The sequence below is a fragment of the Shewanella aquimarina genome, from assembly GCF_023349185.1.
Lineage (GTDB): Bacteria > Pseudomonadota > Gammaproteobacteria > Enterobacterales > Shewanellaceae > Shewanella > Shewanella aquimarina.
This window is the reverse complement of record NZ_JAKIKY010000010.1, coordinates 23,580-40,098: the sequence shown is the minus strand read 5'-3', so window position 1 is coordinate 40,098 and position 16,519 is coordinate 23,580. Positions and strand designations below refer to the sequence as shown.

Genomic DNA, 16,519 nt, shown 5'->3' with positions numbered 1-16,519 from the left:
GCGCTTTTTTATGGCAGATTGTTAACCCTGGCCTGAACAGTGAGTTCAAGCCACCTCCCTTTTTCTCCGTATCCCGACTTGCCAGACTCGCTGGGTCTAATTCAAGTGAGTAAAGGAGAGAAGATGAATAAGATCTGGAGCCCGGATACCCTGGCGGCCCCTGCGGCCAACTACCATCAATGTGCGCTAATCCCTGGGCCCTCGCGCTGGCTGAATATTGCCGGACAGCTGGGCATAGACAGGCAGGGCAAGCTTGCGCCCGACACAGAGGGGCAGATAGTGCAGGCGTGGGAGAACTTACGCGCCGTGTTACGGGCCAACGAGATGGATCTGAAAGACTTGGTGTTGGTGCGTATCTACCTTGTCGACAGAGATGATCTGCCAGCCTACCAAGCCGCCAAGGCGCGTCTGGGGTTCGATGTGGGCGAATTGCCAACCACCTTGCTCTTCGTCCAGGGGCTGTTTGACCCACGCTGGCGGGTAGAGATCGAGGCGCAGGCGGCTAAGGCTTTCGAGGGGGATTAGGCCGTTGGCGCCCAATTTAAGCCGAACTGACTTGCATTAAATTTGTACTGTTAACTTTCTGATAACCCAATGGGGCGGCGTTTTAGGCTATAATCGCCGCCATGAACAGAAAGAAGAAAATCAATCAAACACTTAAGGCCAAGGCGAAGAAGGCGAATGCTAAACTTCATCGCACAGGTAAGCCTAAGTATATCGCCAAGGCCGAACGCGAACGACTCGCCGAGGCGGCCGAACCACCCGCTGAACTCGTCTCTTAGGTTAGAGACCTTCCTCAATTTATTTTCATTCGTCCCGTTGGGGCGCTTTATTGCCGACACCTTCCTATCTTGAGTCTCCTGATGAGATACACATTGGAGTTGTGCTCGGCGTGAGCGACCCAAGAAAGGGCAATGCTTGGGCGGCTTGATGTAGCGCGTCCGATGACAAGGCAAGATAGGCCGATATGGCTTTCGCCTAAATAAGGAGAACCATGAATACTGTTTATACCGTTGGAGAGCTGGAGTCGTTTCTGGTGGCAATTTTAGTGCTCTTTATTGGCCATTCGGTTAATCGTCACGTGGCAGCGTTTCGTAAATATAATATTCCCGAACCCATAGTGGGTGGTCTGCTGGTGGCGGCGGTGATCACCGTGCTGCATTCCTACAACATTTCGTTGGAGTTTTCCCTGTCGATGCAGAATACCCTGATGCTGATGTTCTTCAGTAGCGTGGGACTGGCGGCCAGTTATAAATTATTGATGAAGGGTGGCACCAAGGTGTTCCTGTTTCTGGCCATCGCCTCGCTCTACATCATTATTCAGAATGCCGTGGGGGTCAGTATCGCCACCGCCCTGGGGCTGGAACCGCTGATGGGACTGATCGCCGGTTCGATCACCCTGTCGGGTGGCCACGGCACAGGTGCGGCCTGGGCGCAGACCTTCTCCGAGCAGTATGGTATCAACACCCTGGAGCTGGCGATGGCGGCGGCAACCTTCGGCCTGGTGATGGGCGGTATCATAGGTGGCCCAGTAGCGCAGCGCCTGATCAACAAGAATGGTCTCGTCTCCGCTTACGGTGTCGGTGGCAATCACCACAAGGACCATCCGGATCTGGTGACCTATGACCAGCTCGAAGAAGACAGGGTGACGGCCAAGAGTATCCTTGAGGTGCTCTTTATTCTCTTGTTGTGTGTGGCCGGTGCCAAGTGGTTTGGCTCCCTGGTGGGCTATCTGGATATCGGCTGGTTGAAGATGCCTGAGTTCGTCTATGCGCTCTTCTTCGGTGTGGTGATCACCAACATCACAGAGGTGTCGCGTGGTTTTAAGATCAACCGCGAGAGTGTCGACGTCTTGGGGACGGTTTCCCTGGCGCTCTTCCTGGCCATGGCGCTGATGAATCTTAAGTTGTGGGAGATCTTCGATTTGGCGGTGCCGCTGCTCATTATTTTGTTGGTGCAGACCGCCGTGCTGGCGCTGTTTGCCTATTGGATCACCTTCAAGCTGATGGGCGCCAACTATGATGCCGCCGTCATGGCCGGTGGTCACTGTGGATTTGGCTTGGGTGCCACGCCGACGGCTGTGATGAACATGGGGGCCCTAGTGTCACGCACGGGGCCATCGCCACAGGCCTTCATGGTGGTGCCCATCGTCGGTGCCTTCTTCATCGACATAGTCAACGCCATCATATTGCAGGGCTATCTCAGCTTTATCGGCTAGCCTTACTCGCTTAGTATTAAAAAAGCACCCTAGGGTGCTTTTTTGCTATTGGCCCTCAGCCTGAGGATGATCCCGGCGATATAGGGTCCAATGCTCCATCTGCTCGCCACTGGGCAGGGTGCAGATGCCGCTCTCGAGGTCGAGTGTGCCGTCTAAGGATTCGCAGTAGACGGCGGCTGGGTTCGCCATAGACAGTGGTTTGGACTCTGCGGCGTCTTGCTCCTTGTCCACCTGCGTCTGACAAGCCCCTAAGCCTAGGGTGAAAAGCAGTGCCGCTATGGTGTGGGATATCTTCATGTCATTTTCCTATTCTCTGATTAGCGATTAACCCTTTATAACGTTGCCGCGTCGAAAAAGGGTTAAGCGCGAAGATCAATGTAGAGCCGGAATAAAGTAGAGGCTGTTGGCATACACCTTCTGCGAGCCAAGCCAGATATTTCTAAATAAGAGATTGTCCGCCAGGGCCACCAGGGCGCCCTTGCCGTGTCGTTCGACGAGAATGGCGGGGGTCTGACTTAGGCTGCGCTGATACTCCTCGGCCAGGAAGCCGTCCAGCAGGGGCTCGTCGGCGTAGGTGGCGGCCGTGACGAAAGGCGGCTGGTTCTTGCTTAGGCCAAACGCCTTGTTCTTCAGCACAGGCAGGCGATTGCCACCCAAGCCGAAGGTGATGGGGTGGCTGGTGTCCAGGTTCAGTGCCAGTACGGCGCCGCCGATAGCCTGGCGTGCATCCAGCTTGCCCTTGTCGCCGAAAGCGAGGCCATCGGTGGCGAACAGCTGACTGAAATAACGTTTCTCTCTGATATCGCTCTTGAGCAGGTTGCCCTTGGATAGCCACTGCAGCGCGCCTTTCTGGGCGACGATGACGCCTCCCTCTATGGCGAATTGTCCCAGCTTGCGGGCGTATTTATCTTCCAGGTTGGCGTAGCTGCCGTCCATGAGGAACACATGGGTGTATGGCGTCAGATCTATGCTGGGCAGACGGCTGACATCCACCTGGGTCAGGGGGGCACCGATAAGGTTGTCCATGAAATACCAGAGTTCACCCACTTCGGTCGACGAGGTGCCGTAGCCGGTCACCACTAGCGCCTTGATGGGGGCTATATCGTGAAAATCCGGGCTGCCGAGGTCTATTCCTGAGCTGGCAAGTCCAGTATCCACGCCCACTAGCTGCACCCGATGTTGCTTAGCCAGCGCGGCGAGCCTTTCGAGCAGGGCGTCCGGCGCTAAGGTGGCCTGGGCCACTGGGATCTGTAGGGTGCCGGCCTCCATATTCAGGGGCTGGCCGTCGAGATTAAGGCTGAAGGGCTTGGCGGCAAATTTGACCCTAATCCCCTCGCCGAGCAGGGCCTGTAGCAGGGGGGGGGCGTTCTGCTGTCGCCAATCGATCAACACCGCGACGTTATTGCTGCTCAGCATGCCGGGCGTTCTGGCTTGCGGCTCGGTGAGCAGGTCGTCGACATTCAGGTTAACGTTGCGGGCCATCTGCAGGTTATAGGAGAAGGCGAGGTTCCAGCTGGAGACGTCGTAGAAGGTAGCGTCTTCAAATTCGGTGCGCAGATCGAACATGGCCAGCAGCAGTGTCTTCTGCGGCTGATTGATGGGGACAAACAGGCTGTCGTCCTGGCTGTATTGGTGTCTGCCCTGCTGCATCCTTTCTTTGAGATAGAAGAAGGCGATTCCATGACGGCGCAGCAGCTGGGCGAGATCGTCGCGTCTGCCGGGATCCCCCGGCGCGCCGAGCAGGAAGCCGGCTTCGCGCCCCGATGGTGGGTGTTTGTCTTTGCGCTGATAGAAGCGGCTCTGATACTGCTTCAGCTCATCTGCCAGTGCCAGGGCCCCCTTGAGGCTGGAGAAGGAGGTGGCTATCTGGTTGTCTATGGCCTGGCTGAAACGCAGCAGGCCATTCTTTGAATCCTGCAGCTGTCCGCGCACGCTGGCCTGTTCAAACAGTATGCCTACCGCGCCGTTAATGTCCGGGTAAGTCGAGCCTTTGCCATAGTAGAAATCGTCAAACATCTGCTTGGTAAAATAGCGCTGCTTGCCCTCGTCCAGTGCCTTGGCATGGAAGCTGGCGAATTTTTGGGTGATCGCCTGATTCTCCTTGGGGGTCAGCGGATGGGTGCGTGTCGGTACCCCAGGCTGGAAGAAGAAGGTCTGATCGTGGCCCATCTCGTGGAAGTCGCCCAGGTAGTGAGGCTGCCACTTGTGGAACAGGGCGATGCGGCCCTGAGACTCAGGGTGGCGCAGGAACAGCCAGTCACGATTAAGGTCGGCAAAATAGTGGTTACGTCTGCCGGCGGGCCAGTTTTGTCTGTGCTCGTTATGATTCTCGTCGCTCACTTTTACCTTACCGGTATAGTTGTTGGTCCAGGTTGAGAAACGATCTAGGCCATCTGGATTCTGAGACGGGGTGATCAACACCACTGCCTTATCCAGTAACTCCTGCACCCAGGGTTCCTGGCTCTGGCTGAGGCGATAGCTGACCTCAAGCGCCGCATGGGCGCCGCTGGCTTCGTCACCATGGATCGAATAGGCCAGCCAGATGATCAGCGGGCCATCTGGGGCCTTGCCCGCTTTCACTTGCTGACGCCCTTGGATGATCTGTGCCAACTTGGCCTGGTTGGAGGATGAGGTGATCACCGCCGTGAGCTGCTGTCTGGCTTCGTGGCTCTGCCCAGTGGATTCCAGGCTGACTCTGGGACTGTTTTGGGCGAGCTGCTTGAGATAATAGTTGATCTGATCATGGCGCAGATGCCATTGACCGAGGGGGTAACCGAGGAACTCGCTGGGTGATGCCAGGCTGCTGTTTGTCTGGTAGGCGGACGAGACTGAGATCACGCTTTGAGCATTTGTCGCAAAGCTCGCGAGCAGGGGAACGATAGAAAGCAGCAAAAGGCAGAGTCGCAGCATGGTAATGCTCTTTATTATTGTATATAAAGGCTAAATTAACAGTTAGACCAGTGAGTTTCCAGCTTACGGTCTGACTTTAGCCATACTGCCAAGGCAAAAATCTCACGACTATTAGACAAAGGGGCTACAAAGCTGGTGATAGTCGGAGTATCATAGTCTTAATTCTTACTAAAACACTCGGGTTTATCCTGACGGAGCATGTCTTAATGATCACCATTTCCGATGCAGCTCAGGCGCATTTTGTTAAGCTACTCGCTGACCAGCCTGAAGGAACTCATATTCGCGTTTTTGTTATCAGCCCAGGTACCCCTTCGGCTGAGTGTGGCGTGTCTTACTGTCCGCCGGATGCCGTAGAGGCAGACGACATCGAACTCGAATTTAATGGTTTTCATGCCATGGTGGATGAGAAGAGTGCTCCCTTCCTCGAAGACGCTTCTATTGACTTCGTTACCGATCAACTCGGTTCGCAGCTAACTCTGAAGGCGCCTAATGCCAAGATGCGTAAGGTCGATGCCGATGCGCCACTGAAAGAGCGTATCGAGTATGTGATCCAGTCTGAAATCAACCCTCAGCTGGCCAGCCACGGCGGTAACATCATGCTGGTGGATATCGACGAAGCCGGTATTGCTATCCTGCAATTTGGCGGTGGCTGTAACGGTTGCTCCATGGTTGACGTGACCCTGAAAGATGGCATCGAGAAGCAGCTATTGGATATGTTCCCTGGCGAGCTGACCGGGGTGCGTGATGTCACCGAACACCAACACGGTGAACACTCTTACCAATAATACCAATCGTAGTAAATAATTGGTCATGCTAGCTTGTTAAAACGTCCGATAACAGCGTTAGTATTTTAGATTGTAGAATAACTACTTATCGAAAATACTGCCTTGTTCTAGAATGTTTTTCCTACGCTATTTCTGATCACTTACTTACCGTGATTGGTATAAAGAGTAAGCAAGCAGACAGCGGGATGACTTAGGTCATCCCGTTTTCGTTATGGCCTTGCTCAATCGATAGTGGTAATCCAATGCCAGGCTGAGGCTACGGGTGAGCATAAACAGACTCATGGCGGCCCACAGGGCATGGTTGCCATGGTCCTGCAGCAGTAGCCATGTGGGGAAGAAGACCCCGAAGGTGGCGAGTATCATGGTGTTGCGCATGGCCTTGCCTTGGGCTGCGCCGATATAGACGCCGTCAAACAGGTAGGAGCCGAAGGCGAGTAGCGGCAGGGCAACGACCCAGGCAAGATAGGCCTGAGCCTCCTGGCGCACCTTAGGTATGTTGGTCAGAAGATGGATTATCTGCTCGCCCCACAGGGAAAAAAATAGGGTGAACAGCAGGGCAAAGATGGCCGACCATAGCCCGGCGAGGTTGACGCTTTGGGTTAGGCGCTCATGGCTCTTTTCGCCCACGGCCCGCCCTACCTCGGCCTCAGCGTAATAGGCTATGCCATCCAAGGCGTAGGAGATGAGCAGCAGGAGGTTGAGCAGCACGGCATTGGCGGCCACCGTATTGTCGCCCAGGTTGGCTCCCTGAAAGGTCATGAAGGCGAAGGCGAGTTGCAGGCAGAGGCTGCGCACAAAGATATCCAGGTTGAGGCGCACCAATCTCTGATAGCAGTTGAGCGACAGACTGCGGCACAGTGGCATAAAGGCGAAGTCACCTTCCTGTTTGATGGTGCGCAGTACCATGCTGGCAGCCACGGCAAAACCAGTCATGTCGGCCAGTACAGAGGCCAGGGCAGCCCCTTCGACGCCCCAGCCTAGCCCCATCACAAACAGGAGGTCCAGCAGTATGTTGATGATGTTGGCGGCGATGAGCTGCCACATGGCGGCCTTAGGTTGCTGGCGACCCAGTAGCCAACCTAGCAGTGCCAGGTTGACCAGAGCGAATGGGGTAGACCAGATGCGGATGTTGAAATAGGCCTGGCTGTAATACTGTACCTGCTCGCTGGCATCGGAGAGTGCCATGGCCGTGTCTATGATGGGTTGCTGCAGAAGCAGGACTAATAGCGCGAGTAGAAGTGCCAGGCTGGTCGACTGTATCAGCAGACGGTATTGGGTTTGCATCTCTTTGGCGCCGAAGGCCTGCGCTACCAAGCCCGTAGTCGACATGCGCAGGAAGCCCAGAATCCACAAAATCAGGGTGATCACCGTTGACCCGACGGCGACTCCCCCTAAATAATAGGCGTTACTCAGATGTCCCACGACGGCAGTATCGACCAGCCCCAGCAGGGGAACCGTAATGTTAGACAGAATCATGGGGACGGCGAGCGCGAACAGCTGGCTATTTTTCTGTTTATTTAACAATAAGTTTAGTGGCGACATAGACTCTCAGAGGTTACTCAATATGTTTAGAAGCGTGATAGCAGCGCTATTGGCCTGTCTCAGTTATTCGGCTCAGGCGGTGGTGATTCTACAATATCATCATGTATCCGAGGATACCCCTAAGGTGACCAGCGTGACACCCGCTCAGTTCAGAGAGCAGATGAGCTACCTGAGGGAGAATGGCTTCAAGGTCAAGCCCTTGACCCAAGTGGTCGAGGCGCTAAAGCAGGGACGGGAACTGCCCGACAAGACGGTGGCCATCACCTTCGATGATGGCTATCAGAACATTGCCGATACCGCCCATCCTATCTTGAAGGAGTTCGGCTACCCCTACACCATCTTTATCTCCATCGATCCCATAGTGCGCAAGCATAAGAATGTGATGAACTGGGCGACCCTGAAACGCCTCAGCGATGAAGGGGTGACGCTGGCCAATCACAGCTGGGGCCATGAGCATCTGATCCGACGCCTGCACGGTGAGGATGAGCAGGCCTGGTTGGCCCGGATTAAGGACAATCTACTCGCCACCGAGGCAGAGATACAGGCAAAAACCGGCCAGAGTGTGAAAATGTTAGCCTATCCCTATGGCGAATATAATACGGCCATAGAGACCTTAATGGAAAGCTTAGGTTTCGTGGGTTTTGGGCAGCAGTCTGGCGCCGCTGGAGGCTACTCGTCGCTTACCGCCTTACCGCGCTTTCCGGTGGCGGGGGCCTATGCGGATCTTACCTCACTCAAGGCCAAGCTCTATAGCCTGAACATGCCAGTGCTGGCGATCACGCCGCGCAATACGCAGCTAGAGCAGGGACAGTGGCGACCCGAGATGCAGGTGACCCTGGATATGACAGATATCCTTGCCGGGCAGGTGATGTGCTTCGTACAGGGGCAAGGCGCCATGAAGCCGACCTGGTCGAGTGAGGATACCTTTAGTATTCGCGCGCTGATGGATCTACCGCCGGGTCGTTCACGTTATAACTGTACCGCGCCAAGTAAGGTGAGTGGTCGTTACTACTGGTTCTCCCAGGCCTGGGTTAGACCGAAAAATGATGGTACCTGGATACAGGAGTAACGTGTGTTAGGAGATCTCCGCCGTCTTGTTGCTGTTGAGTAGCTGCATCAGCCGGGTGGGGATCTTATCCAGATGTAATATTTCCTTGTGGGCATTGAGCTCGGCAGCTGCGCCCGGCATGCCCCAGACCACAGAGCTGGCCTCATCTTGTATTATGGTGTGACTGCCGGCGGCCTTGAGTCGTTCCAGCCCCTGGGCGCCATCTCTTCCCATGCCAGTCAGCAGTATGCCTATGGTATCGACGCCATAGCACTCGGCGATACTGTTGAACAACACATCCACGGCGGGTTTATGGCGATTGACCGGATCTGAATCCAGCAGCTTGGTATAGAGCCTGGTGCCACGCTTCTCCACCGCTAGGTGTGCATCCCCAGGCGCCAGATAGGCGGTACCGCTCTCTATAAGCTCTCCCCCTTTGGCCTCGATCACCTTCATCGCCGAGTGGGTATCCAGTCGCTTGGCGAAAGAGAGGCTAAAGGCGGCGGGAATATGCTGGGTAATGACTATGGGAGGCGTATTTGCCGGCAGCGGAGTGATCACCCGTTGGATCGCCTCGGTACCGCCGGTGGAGGCGCCGATGGCGATCAACTTGTCCCCTGTGTTTTCAAACTTACTACTTGTGGTTACCCGGGCCACCGGACGGGTGAGCGGCTTAACATGGCTGACGGCGGCGGTGCGCACCTTGTCGATCAGCTCATCGGTATAATCCAGCAATGTATTGGTGAGGTCCGACTTAGGTTTAGAGATGAAGTCTACCGCCCCTAAGGCCAAGGCCTCCAGGGTGACCTCGGCGCCCTTGTGGGTCAGGGTTGAGACCATGACGACCGGCATAGGCCTGAGTTTCATCAGGTTGCGCAAGAAGGCGATGCCATCCATCTTGGGCATCTCGATATCTAGGGTCAGCACATCTGGGTTGAACTGCTTGATCAGGCTCCTGGCCTCGTAGGGATCTTCGGCAGAGGCGACCACCTTGATATCCGGCGCCTGTGAGAGCATATGGGTAAGCAGCTGCCTGACCAGAGGTGAGTCATCTATGATCAATGCTTTTATCATCTGGCGCCATCCTCTCGTGTCATCTGTCTCATGCTCTGGCACCGAGTCGTTGCCGCACCAGGGCGGCATGTTGAGGTTGATAGATGGTTTGACCGATCAGTTTGAAATCGCTGGAGATATTATGCAGCGTCTCCGAATGGCCGATAAATAGGTGGCCATCTTCGGCGAGCAGTTGTCGAAACTGGCGGATGATCTTCACCTTGGTCTGGATATCGAAGTAGATGAGCACATTGCGACAGAAGATGAGATCGAAGGGGCCGTGCATGGGCCACTCGCCCAGTAGGTTTAACTGTTTAAAGTGGATCAGTCGCTTGAGCGAGTCGCAAAGCCTGACCTCATCGGCATTAGGTCCTGGCTCGACATACTGGTTCAGCAGTGACTTGGGCAGGTTGGCCATAGCCTCCTGGCTGTAGATACCGGCCTTGGCCCTGTCCAGCACGTTGGTGTCGAGATCCGTGGCGAGTATCTTCAGATCCCAGCTGGCCGGTGGAAAGTGTTTCGCCAGAGTCATGGCGATGCTGTAAGCCTCTTCGCCGCTAGAGCAGGCCGATGACCAGATGCGCAGGCGACGGTTGCGTCTCTGTTGCCACTGAGGCACCAAGTGCTGCTCGAGATAGTCGAAGTGGTGCGCCTCGCGAAAGAAGGAGGTGAGGTTAGTGGTTAGGGCGTTGATGAAGTTGATCAGCTCACCGCCATCGTCCTCGAGTCTTTGGCAATACTGATTGAAGTTATTCAACTTGAGCGCACGCAGGCGTCTGCTGAGGCGCGAGTAGACCATGTGCTGCTTCCTGTCTGGCAACACTATGCCCGACTCGCGATAGGCAAGCTGTCGAATAAATTCGAAGTCTTGCTGCGCCATCGGAAATTCCTTTTCGTTGCTCTGTTCCAATTGTTTCCCCTAGCCTGATCTTGGCTCCTGGCAATCGATTCGACTCAATGGGGGCGCCTTCCCTTGGCGCCCATAGACTTTATACCAATCGTAATCAATAACTGATCGCTTACTTACAATGGTTAGTATTAAAACTCATTCCACTCCTCGTTGCTGATATTCAGGGGGCCATGGCTGTCGCCGGATACCAGCGAGAGCGGCGCCGAGGTCATGCCCGAATGCACCGGGGTCTGGGACTGGAAGAAGCCGAGCTGGGCCTTCATGTTGCGTGCCTGCTCCGCCATGGCATCGCCGGCGGCCGATACCTGTTCGACCAGGGCGGCATTTTGCTGCGTCATCTCATCCATCTGGGAGATCGCCTTGTTGACCTCCTGGATGCCCGCCGATTGTTGATCTGAGGCTATGCTGATCTGGCTTATCATGTCGGCTACCTTAGTGACAGCCTGCACTATATCTTCCAGAGTCTCGCCAGACTGGTTAACCAGCTGGGTGCCGTCGGTTACCTTGGTCACGCTGTCGCGGATCAGCTCCTTGATCTCCTTGGCGGCGCCGGCGCTGCGTTGGGCCAGATTACGCACCTCGCCAGCCACCACGGCAAAGCCGCGACCTTGTTCGCCCGCTCTGGCGGCCTCGACGGCGGCATTGAGGGCCAGCAGATTGGTCTGGAAGGCGATCTCATCGATCACCCCTATGATGTCGGCGATGCGCTTGCTCGATTCGTTGATCGCCTCCATGGCGGTCACGGCCTGGTCGACCACCTTGCCACCATGGGCGGCCTTAGTGTTGGCCTCCTGGGCCAGTTGGTTGGCGACCGTCGCGTTTTGCGCGCTCTGGGTGACCGTCGCCGTCATCTCCTCCATGCTGGAGGCGGTCTCTTCGAGGGAGGCGGCCTGCTCCTCGGTACGCTGACTCAAATCGGCATTACCTTGGGCTATCTCTTCCGCCCCCGAGGTGACGGTATTGGCAGACTGGTTGATGCCGTCAAGCACCTCGGTCAACTTGGAGGCGGTGGCATTGGCATCGGCCTGTAGCTTACCAAACTGGCCTTGATATTCGCCCTGGATCTGACGATTGAGATCCCCCTTGGCTAGGCCATCAAACATGTTCACCACATCGCCGATCACCTGATCGGCGATACCGACCAGACGGTTGAGACCGTTAGAGAGGTTGAGGAAGAAGCCTTCTTTATCCTGGGTGCCGACCCTCAGGGAGAGATCGCCCTTGCTGGCGGCGCTGATGATGGAGTCTATCTCATGCTCTATGGCTACCTCGGCGGTTCTGTCGGACCACTCCACAACCGTGCCTATGCTGGTGCCGTTAGGGTCGCGGATGGGATTGGCAACCACCTGGAAGGTGCGTCCGCCCACCTTGAGTTGGCTGGTATAGGTGTTGGTCAGCGTCTTGAGCAGGTTGCGCTGGTGGCTGGGATTCTTGTGGAAGTTGTCTATGTTGACGCCGATGAGGTTGCTGGCATCGAAGTTCGGCAGATCCTTGGCGATATCGTTCTGCGCCTGCTTGAACATCTGGCTGACGGCTTTGTTCATGTAGATGATATTCAGATCGGCGTCGGCCACCATGGTATTGGAGGAGACATTGTCCAGCGCCTGCTTGATGCGGGCGTTTTCGGCGGCCAGCTGACGCTCTGTAGCCTCCTTGGCCAGCTTCTCGGTCACATCCTGCCATTCGACCACAGTCCCCGTGCGCACGCCATTCTCAAATACCGGGGTGGCGATCAGGGTGAAGTCCAGCCCCGCGACCTGGATGCTGGTGTCATAGCTGCCGGTGAGCCTGTCGAGCATCTTACGTTGATGGGCAGGGTTCTGGTGGAAGAGATCGATATTGCTGCCGATCAGGCTATCTGTGTTGAACTTGGTCAGCGTCTGTTGCAGTGTCTGCTCATTGTCCTTAAGCATCTGGGTAACAGAGTCGTTGAGGTAGATGATGTTGTAATCGGCATCCGCCACCATGACGTTGGCACGGCAGACATCTAATGCCTGCTTGATGCGGCTGTTCTCCTGAGCCAGCTTGTTCTCTGCGTCGGCCTTGGCCAGGGCTTCCGTCTTATCCTGCCATTCGACCACGGTTGCGATGCGCTGATGCTCATCGTCAAACACGGGGGAGGCGATCAGCGAGAAGATGCGACTGCCTACTTTGATCTGAGCGGAATGAGGTCGCTTCAGGCTGGCTATGATGTTCTGCTGATGGCTGGGTTGCTGGTGGAAGGTGTCCATGTTGGTGCCAATCAGCGTATCGACGCTGAAGCTGGTAATGACCTGCTGTATGTCTGATTCGGCCTGCTCCAGGGTGTGGCGTAGCGACTGGTTAAGGAAGTTAATATTGCCTTGTGGGTCGGCTAACATCACGTTGGCCTGACAGATCTCCAACGCCCTCAGCTGCGCCTGGCTGGCTTGATTGGCATGCCATTGCTGGGTCAGGCTGTGGCTGATCTCTGGCCAATGAGGATAGTCGAAGGTGGAAAAGCTGGGGGGATTCTTGCCATTGATCGCCTGGCGGATCTCGTCGAAGGCCTGTCGCAGATTGTGTTGCACCTGTCCCTGCTGTTGAATACCCAGGGCGATGATGGCGATGGCAATCACCTGAGCTATGCCAACCCAGAGCGAGGGCTGCTGGGTGAAGGCTAATAGGGCTGCGACGGCGGCGATAAGCAGTCCAATGATTGGCAGATTGTTTGCGTTGCCAGTCTTGCTGTTCATTGCATCCATTCTCTGTTCCTCTCTTGCCGGTTTAGGCGCTGACAGCCTGTGTCGATGCAGCGTCGATATTATTGATGATGTTTGACAGTTGGGCGGCCTCAGGCAACACCTCGCTGCTTAGTAGGGTGTCGATATCCAAAAGGATGACCATCTTGTCCGCCAGATTGGCGAGTCCCTTGATGAAGGTGAGATCTGTCTCTTCGCCAAAGTCAGGAGCATCGCGAAGATCCTTGTGATTGACGCTGAAGACATCGGAGACGGCATCGACCACTATGCCGATCACCTTGTGTTCGTCGCCGACGCAGACCTTGATGACGATCACCACAGTCGTGGGGCCATAGTCCAGGCTGGCGATACCGAATCTCTGCCGCAGATCTATGATGGGCACTATGGTGCCGCGCAGGTTGATCACCCCTTTGACATGGCCCGGGGAGTTGGGAATGACGGTCGTGGGCTCCCAGCCTCGTATCTCCTGTACCGAGAGAATGTCGACGCCATACTCCTCATCGGCCATGATGAAAGTTAGATACTGGTCGCTGGCATCGTCTTTGGCGGTGAGTGTGATGCCTGCTTCATCTGCCTGTGTCATGGATGAATCTCCCTTTTCATTTGGTTCCCTAGGCGGCGTGCTCTTGGGTGCTGTTGATGCCCGCGAGGCCGACTAATCCGGCAATATCTATGATCAAGGCAACCGTGCCGTCGCCGAGTATGGTGGCCCCCGAGATGCCGGGCACCTTGCTGTAGTTGTCTTCCAGGCTCTTGATCACGACTTGCTGCTGAGACAGAAGCTCGTCGACCAAGAGTCCGACCTTGTCGTTGTTGGCATCGACCACCATCACCAGGCCATCTTTAATCTGTTTGGCGTCGGCCTCATGATTGAAGGCCTCGTAGACCTTGAGCACTGGCAGATATTCGTCCCGTAGACGAACCACCTCATGCTCTTCACTCAGGCGATTGATGTGGGCCGTGGGCACCTCGAGTGACTCATGGATCGCGACTAGAGGCACGACATAGGTGTGTCTGCCTATGCGGACTAACTGGCCGTCGAGGATCGCCAGGGTGAGCGGCAGGCGTATGGTAAAGCGGCTGCCCTTATCCTGGGTGGATTTCAGTTCTATGGTTCCGTTGAGTTCGTGGATGTTTCTCAGCACCACATCCATGCCGACGCCTCGTCCCGAGAGGTCGGAGACTGTCTCTGCGGTAGAGAAGCCGGGTTTAAAGATAAGCTGGTGAATGGCCTCTTCGCTGAGCTCTTCATCGCTGCCTATCAGCCCCTTGGCGCGTGCCTTGTCGAGGATCTTTTGGGTGTTGAGGCCGGCGCCGTCATCGATGATCTCTATGATGATGTTGCCGCCTTGATGGAAGGCATTCAGTGTGAGGGTGCCTGTCTCGGGTTTACCCTTCTGGCGACGCACCTCAGGAGTCTCCAGACCGTGATCGAGGGAGTTTCGCACCAGGTGCACCATAGGGTCGACAATCTTCTCCATTACCGTCTTGTCCAGCTCGGTATCTTCCCCCTTGAGGATCAGTTCCACCTGCTTGCCCAGTTGCTGACCTATATCTCGCACCAGCCGGGGGAAGCGGTTAAAGGCAAAGCTGATGGGCAGCATGCGGATCTGCATGACGCTCTCCTGCAGATCCCTGGTGTGGCTGGCCAGCTGCTCCAGTCCCTGCTTCATGGTGATGAAGGATTCAGGTGTCATCTCCTCCTGCTGACCAATCTGGCCGAGCATGGCCTGGGTGATCACCAGTTCGCCCACCATGTTGATCAGCAGATCGATCTTCTCGATGCTGACACGAATCGAACCCGCATCTTGGTTCTTATTGCTCACCACGCTGGGTTTTACCGGGCTGGCAGCCTTGTTTGGTGTATCGGTTTGGCTAACCGGCTCTGATGGGGCTTCAGCCTCGGTTGGCGGTGTTGCGCTCTCTTGCGTATGCGCCTGATAATCGATTTCACATTCATCCTCGACCCACTCGAAGGCTTCCTTGAGACGGGACAGGGGCTGGTCAGTGGTGAGGGTGAGCGACCAGGTGAGATAGCAGGCCTCGGGGTCATACTGAGTGAAGTCGGGGATCTCCTGAGGCAGCAGCTCGACCCCAAGCTCACCACACAGGTTGAGCTCGTTGAACATCAACAGGGGATCGTTACCGTACCTGAGTATGTCCGTTCCCGCCTTGAAGGTGATCTGCCAGGTGGTTAGCTCTGGCGTCTCTGGTTCGTTTGGTGTTTGCTCTGGCGAGTGAACCTGATTCAGCTCGGCGGCAAATTTCTGCTCAAGTTCGCTGAGCATGGGATCATCGAAGGTCTGCTGGTGCATCACGGCATCGAGCATGTTGCGCAGCAGATCGACCGACAGCAGCAAGATGTCCTGGTGATGACTGGTCATCTCGCGGCGACCGTCACGGATCTCGTCGAGTAATGTCTCCAGCAGGTGGGTGTAGTTAGCAACCTGGGTAAAGCTGAAGGTCGCGCTGCCGCCCTTGATGGAGTGCGCGGCGCGAAAGATGGTGTTGATCGCCTCTGGATCCGGCGCGGCGATATCTAATTTCAGCAGCTCTGATTCCATGCTTTCCAAGCCTTCGAGACTTTCTTCGAAGAAGACTTGGCTGAATTGACTCAGATCGATTTCCATATCTCACCATCCAATCAAATTAACGTAACACTTTGTTGACCGTGGCAAGCAACTGGTCGGGATTAAAGGGTTTGACTATCCAGCCGGTGGCACCGGCCGATCGTCCCTCCTGCTTCTTGTCGCTGCCCGATTCGGTGGTGAGCATCAGCAGAGGGGTAAACTTGTAGTTGGGTAGGGTGCGCAGGTTACGGATTAGTGTGATACCGTCCATCACTGGCATGTTGACGTCTGAGATCACTAAGTCATAGTCCTGGCTCTTGGCCTGGGTCAGCGCCTCGTCACCGTTGCAGGCCTCGGTAACCTCGAATCCAGCCGTCTTAAGGGTAAAGCCCACCATCTGGCGCATGGAGGCAGAATCATCCACTGCGAGTATTTTCTTCATTCTTGAATTGTCTCCTGAGCAAGCGCAAAGATCTGTGCCGCGTCGAGCCCCAACTCGGCCAAGGTATGCCCGACCTCTTCGGTGGGAGGTGTCCATTCGATGGCGTGGTGGTGCGTTTGGCAATAGTGATGCAAAAAGTAGAGCAGCTGGGCACCTGAGGTATCGACCCGGGTCAACTGGCTGGCGTCGATACTCAAGGTATCAGACGCGGTGAGCTGTTCGGCAATATCATGGTGGACCTGCTGGATGTTACGAATCGTCAGCTCAGACGCCAAGCGAATCGGACTCTGGGTCATCGGGGGGCTCCTCTACAATCCCTGT

Annotated in this window: 15 protein-coding genes; 5 read left to right on the top strand and 10 right to left on the bottom strand. The window is 55.7% G+C overall.

Annotation, left to right across the window (positions count from 1 at the left end; genetic code table 11):
• Positions 1-123: 123 nt before the first annotated feature.
• The 3 genes from L2731_RS13160 to gltS all read left to right on the top strand — a co-directional run bounded on the left by L2731_RS13160 (position 124) and on the right by gltS (position 2,218).
• Complete coding sequence (locus tag L2731_RS13160) at positions 124-525, top strand: RidA family protein (protein ID WP_249253546.1); 402 nt, start codon at positions 124-126, stop codon at positions 523-525.
• A 101-nt stretch (positions 526-626) separates the two neighbouring features.
• Entirely contained in the window at positions 627-782 is a 156-nt protein-coding gene (locus tag L2731_RS13155; protein ID WP_239853918.1) for a DUF2986 domain-containing protein, read from the top strand.
• Positions 783-994: 212 nt separating this feature from the next.
• Positions 995-2,218 carry a sodium/glutamate symporter gene (gene gltS, locus L2731_RS13150; protein WP_249253544.1) on the top strand — a complete coding sequence of 408 codons (1,224 nt, stop codon included), beginning with the start codon at positions 995-997 and terminating at the stop codon, positions 2,216-2,218.
• A gap of 45 nt (positions 2,219-2,263) precedes the next feature.
• Here gltS and L2731_RS13145 read toward each other — a convergent pair whose 3' ends face one another.
• Entirely contained in the window at positions 2,264-2,515 is a 252-nt protein-coding gene (locus L2731_RS13145) for a putative hemolysin (RefSeq protein ID WP_249253542.1), read from the bottom strand.
• A 75-nt stretch (positions 2,516-2,590) separates the two neighbouring features.
• A complete protein-coding gene (locus L2731_RS13140) occupies positions 2,591-5,128 on the bottom strand; it encodes a M14 family zinc carboxypeptidase (RefSeq protein ID WP_249253540.1) in 2,538 nt (845 codons plus the stop codon).
• A gap of 206 nt (positions 5,129-5,334) precedes the next feature.
• Here L2731_RS13140 and nfuA point away from each other — a divergent pair, with 206 nt between their 5' ends.
• Positions 5,335-5,913 (top strand): Fe-S biogenesis protein NfuA, encoded by a 579-nt coding sequence (gene nfuA / locus L2731_RS13135; RefSeq protein ID WP_011863915.1) that lies wholly within the window; start codon positions 5,335-5,337, stop codon positions 5,911-5,913.
• 195 nt (positions 5,914-6,108) lie between these two features.
• On the opposite strand, the gene L2731_RS13130 is transcribed toward nfuA, so the two are convergent.
• Positions 6,109-7,455, bottom strand: a complete 1,347-nt coding sequence (locus L2731_RS13130) for an MATE family efflux transporter (RefSeq protein ID WP_249253538.1) — start codon at positions 7,453-7,455, stop codon at positions 6,109-6,111.
• Between the two features lie 22 nt (positions 7,456-7,477).
• Here L2731_RS13130 and L2731_RS13125 point away from each other — a divergent pair, with 22 nt between their 5' ends.
• Entirely contained in the window at positions 7,478-8,524 is a 1,047-nt protein-coding gene (locus L2731_RS13125) for a polysaccharide deacetylase family protein (RefSeq protein WP_249253536.1), read from the top strand.
• A gap of 6 nt (positions 8,525-8,530) precedes the next feature.
• Here the strand turns inward: L2731_RS13125 and L2731_RS13120 are convergent, their stop codons facing one another.
• The 7 genes from L2731_RS13120 to L2731_RS13090 all read right to left on the bottom strand — a co-directional run bounded on the left by L2731_RS13120 (position 8,531) and on the right by L2731_RS13090 (position 16,494).
• Positions 8,531-9,577, bottom strand: a complete 1,047-nt coding sequence (locus L2731_RS13120; RefSeq protein WP_249253534.1) for a protein-glutamate methylesterase/protein-glutamine glutaminase — start codon at positions 9,575-9,577, stop codon at positions 8,531-8,533.
• A 28-nt stretch (positions 9,578-9,605) separates the two neighbouring features.
• Positions 9,606-10,436, bottom strand: coding sequence for a CheR family methyltransferase (locus tag L2731_RS13115; protein WP_239853928.1), 831 nt, complete (start codon positions 10,434-10,436; stop codon positions 9,606-9,608).
• A gap of 158 nt (positions 10,437-10,594) precedes the next feature.
• Entirely contained in the window at positions 10,595-13,189 is a 2,595-nt protein-coding gene (locus L2731_RS13110; RefSeq protein ID WP_239853929.1) for a methyl-accepting chemotaxis protein, read from the bottom strand.
• 22 nt (positions 13,190-13,211) lie between these two features.
• Positions 13,212-13,769, bottom strand: coding sequence for a chemotaxis protein CheW (locus tag L2731_RS13105; protein ID WP_249253532.1), 558 nt, complete (start codon positions 13,767-13,769; stop codon positions 13,212-13,214).
• Between the two features lie 28 nt (positions 13,770-13,797).
• On the bottom strand, positions 13,798-15,816 hold the full coding sequence (locus L2731_RS13100) for a chemotaxis protein CheA (protein ID WP_249253530.1): 2,019 nt from the start codon (positions 15,814-15,816) through the stop codon (positions 13,798-13,800).
• Between the two features lie 19 nt (positions 15,817-15,835).
• Entirely contained in the window at positions 15,836-16,198 is a 363-nt protein-coding gene (locus L2731_RS13095; RefSeq protein ID WP_041509694.1) for a response regulator, read from the bottom strand.
• Positions 16,195-16,494 carry an STAS domain-containing protein gene (locus L2731_RS13090; protein WP_041509695.1) on the bottom strand — a complete coding sequence of 100 codons (300 nt, stop codon included), beginning with the start codon at positions 16,492-16,494 and terminating at the stop codon, positions 16,195-16,197. The genes L2731_RS13095 and L2731_RS13090 overlap by 4 nt, the downstream gene beginning before the upstream one ends.
• Positions 16,495-16,519: the final 25 nt, after the last annotated feature.